This is a genomic window from Salipiger abyssi, from assembly GCF_017311415.1.
GTDB classification, from domain to species: Bacteria; Pseudomonadota; Alphaproteobacteria; order Rhodobacterales; family Rhodobacteraceae; genus Salipiger; species Salipiger abyssi_A.
In genome coordinates this window covers 1-2,356 of the sequence record NZ_JAEKIS010000063.1, presented here as the reverse complement: position 1 = coordinate 2,356, position 2,356 = coordinate 1, and the positions used below count along the sequence as shown (strand labels likewise).

The window sequence follows — 2,356 nt, the reverse complement described above, 5'->3', positions numbered from 1 at the left end:
GATGTTGGTCGTGGAGACGATTTCGAAGATCCGTCGGGCCTTTTTCCAAGAGAAGAAGAAGATCAAGGAGATCTGCCGCGAGTTCCGTGTCTCGCGGAACACCGTGCGCAAGGTGATCCGGTCCGGGGTCACCGAACTTACCTATGAACGCACCGTCCAGCCGTTGCCCAAAATCGGTCCTTGGACCGATGAACTGGACGAGATGCTTGCGGTGAACGCCCGGAAGGCGAAGCGTGACCGGCTCACCCTGATCAGGATTTTCGAGGAGTTGCGGGCCCGCGGGTATGACGGCGGCTACGACGCTGTTCGACGGTATGCGGCATCCTGGAGTAAGGAAGAGCGATCGGCATCAGCCGCAGCCTATGTTCCCCTGACCTTTGATCCCGGCGAGGCTTACCAGTTCGACTGGAGCCATGAGATCGTGCTCATCGACGGGGTCACGACCTCGGTAAAGGTCGCCCATGTTCGCCTGTGTCACAGCCGCATGCTTTTTGTTCGGGCCTATCCTCGCGAGACGCAGGAGATGGTCTTCGATGCCCACGACAAGGCCTTCGCTTTCTTCGGCGGCACCTGCACGCGGGGCATCTACGACAACATGAAGACGGCGGTCGACACGATCTTCGTCGGGCGCGACCGAGCCTACAACCGGCGTTTCCAGCAGATGTGTGGGCACTATCTCGTCGATCCGGTCGCCTGCACCCCGGCTTCGGGCTGGGAGAAGGGTCAGGTCGAGAACCAGGTTGGCGTCGTGCGGCGGCGTTTCTTCGTGCCGCGACCGAAGTTCAAGAGCTACGCCGAGCTCAACGCCTGGCTCGAGGATCGCTGCGTCGCCTGGGCCAAGGCCACCCCCCATCCGGAACTCAAGGATCGCACGACCTGGGACGTATTCCAGGCCGAGCGCGAGAGCCTGGTTCCCTATGTCGGACCGTTTGATGGCTTCCACGCGGTGCCAGCGTCGGTGTCCAAAACTTGCCTCGTGCGGTTCGACAACAACCGATACTCGGTGGACGCACGCGCTGTCGGGCGCCCTGTGGAGATCCGCGCCTATGCCGAGCGCATCGAGTTCTGGCAGGATGGCAAGATCGTCGGCCAGCACGACCGCGCCTTCGGCCGCAACAAGGACATCTACAACCCGCTGCACTACATCCCTGTTCTTGCTCGTAAACCTGGCGCCCTGCGCAACGGCGCACCGTTCAGGGAGTGGGACCTTCCGCTCGCCGTCAAGCGGGTCCAGCGCAAGCTCGGCAAAGTGCCGAACGGCGACAGGCAGATGGTCCAGATCCTGAGCATGATCCCGACAGACGGACTGGATGCCGTAGAAGCTGCCTGTGCCGAAGCCTTGAAGGAAGGCGCACCAGCAGCAGCCGTTGTCCTGAACATACTGGCCCGACACCGCGAACCTCCACCGCCGCTTACGATTGCCACACCCGATGCCCTGCGCCTGACCTGCGAGCCGGTGGCCGACTGCAAACGCTACGACAGCCTGAGGAGACCCGAACATGGAAAGATCACAGGTGCTGGACGCGATGAGCCAGCTGAAGCTCTACGGGATGAAGACCGCTTACGATGAGATCATCGCCACAGCCGTGAAGCGGCAGCATGAACCGCAGCAGATCGTCGGTGATCTTCTGAACGCCGAGATCAGCGAGAAGCAGGCACGTTCGATCAAGTATCAGCTGACCATCGCCCGCCTGCCACTGGCCAAGGAGGTTGATGAGTTCACCTTCGAGGAGACACCGGTGAACGAAACACTGGTGCGGGACCTCGCCACCGGCGACTTTCTGGACCAACAGCGCAACGTTGTGCTTATCGGTGGCACCGGAACCGGCAAGTCACATCTCGCGGTCAGCATCGCGCGATCCTGCATCAGACGCGGCAAGCGTGGCCGGTTCTTCAACGTGGTCGACCTCGTGAACAAACTGGATGCCGAGGCCCGTGCTGACCGCCAGGGCCGCACCGCCGATCTGCTCTGCCGCCTCGACTTCCTGATCCTTGATGAGCTCGGCTACCTCCCCTTCGCGCAGACCGGTGGACAGCTCCTGTTCCACCTCATCAGCCGGCTCTACGAACGCACTTCCGTCATCGTCACGACCAACCTCGACTTCGGCGAATGGCCGTCGGTGTTCGGCGACGCAAAGATGACCACCGCGCTTCTCGATCGCCTGACCCATCATTGCGACATTGTCGAAACCGGCAACGAGAGCTGGCGCTTCAAGACCCGGGAATAGCCGAAACGCCGCTGGCCCGACGCGGCTGCGCTGTGTGGTGGCTACACCGCATCGGGCCAGCTTACGTCGTGCATGAGGGGGTCATTTTTGGACGCCGATAGGGGGTCATTTTTCGGTGCCGATTGACA

Annotated in this window: 2 protein-coding genes; both read left to right on the top strand. The window is 61.7% G+C overall.

All coding sequences use genetic code 11. The features are described 5' to 3' along the window. Window position 1 precedes the first annotated feature (1 nt). Window positions 2–1,570: an IS21 family transposase gene (gene istA / locus I6N89_RS25275; protein WP_207020960.1), complete on the top strand. Its 1,569-nt coding sequence runs from the start codon at window positions 2–4 to the stop codon at window positions 1,568–1,570. Next, complete coding sequence (gene istB / locus I6N89_RS25270; RefSeq protein ID WP_207020959.1) at window positions 1,500–2,228, top strand: IS21-like element ISPkr1 family helper ATPase IstB; 729 nt, start codon at window positions 1,500–1,502, stop codon at window positions 2,226–2,228. The genes istA and istB overlap by 71 nt, the downstream gene beginning before the upstream one ends. Window positions 2,229–2,356: the final 128 nt, after the last annotated feature.

Bases quoted from the DNA above. Each gene is read 5' to 3' on its own strand.
- istA (WP_207020960.1), top strand. From the start codon at position 2: ATGTTGGTCGTGGAGACGATTTCGAAGATCCGTCGGGCCTTTTTCCAA.
- istB (WP_207020959.1), top strand. From the start codon at position 1,500: ATGGAAAGATCACAGGTGCTGGACGCGATGAGCCAGCTGAAGCTCTAC.